Source organism: Streptomyces sp. WELS2, assembly GCF_013870595.1.
Taxonomy (GTDB): Bacteria; Actinomycetota; Actinomycetes; order Streptomycetales; family Streptomycetaceae; genus Streptomyces.
This window is the reverse complement of record NZ_JACBWZ010001381.1, coordinates 1-834: the sequence shown is the minus strand read 5'-3', so window position 1 is coordinate 834 and position 834 is coordinate 1. Positions and strand designations below refer to the sequence as shown.

Below are 834 nucleotides of genomic sequence, written 5' to 3'. Positions count from 1 at the left end.
AGTACCAGCCGTTGGCCTGCCAGAAGTTCCAGGCCTGGACGGGGCTGCCGTAGCGGGAGTTCATGTAGTTCAGGCCCCACTTGATCTGGGTGGCCGGGTTGGTCTTCCAGTCGCCGCCGGCGGAGGCCATCTTGGAGGCCGGGAGGGCCTGGACGAGGCCGTAGGCGCCGGAGGAGCTGTTGGTGGCGTGGGGGTTCCAGCCGCTCTCGTGGGAGACGATCTTGCTGAAGGCGTTGAACTGCGCGGCGTCCGGGATCATCTGGTGCGCGATCGCCTGGGCGGAGGAGGCCTGGGCCGGGGCGGCGTGAGCCGGGGCGGCGGTGAGCGCCATGCCGGCGGTGGCGGCGGCCACGGCGGCGGTGGTGAGGACCTTCTTCGGGGAGGCGATGCGGCGGATGATGGAGACGGTCACGGAGTACCTCTTGCGTCGGGGATGAGGGGATCGCCCGCAGGGGCCGGACCACGGGAGCCGGTTCCATACGTGGGCGCCGCGGCCCGCTGCGGGGCTCGTGGCGCCTGGCGACGTCCTCCAGACAAGCAGGCCCGGACGGTGCCCGCAATGACCCCCTTTACTAGTGGTGGCCGGATTCACGACGAACACCAAGAATGTGGCGTGGGTCTCAATCCGCAGGTCAGGCGGGGTGCGGGAAGGGGTGTATCGGGCAAAAGGTGCTACGGCCGGGGGTCGTAGGTGACGTGCGTCATGTGGGGTCCTTCACCGGCTCGCGCACACCCCGCACCCGGAGTGGTGCGCCGGGTCACCGCCCGGGACCCTCGAATGTGACCGCGGTCTCGAAGGCGGCGCGCCGGGTGGCCCGGCGCAGTGCCCGCAGC

The 834-nt window shown here is 70.7% G+C and carries 1 protein-coding gene; it reads right to left on the bottom strand.

The genetic code is table 11. The features are described 5' to 3' along the window. Positions 1-412, bottom strand: a 412-nt coding sequence (locus H5J33_RS36495) for a lytic transglycosylase domain-containing protein (protein WP_181798963.1), incomplete at its 3' end; no start/stop codon positions are given. Between the last annotated feature and the right edge of the window lie 422 nt (positions 413-834).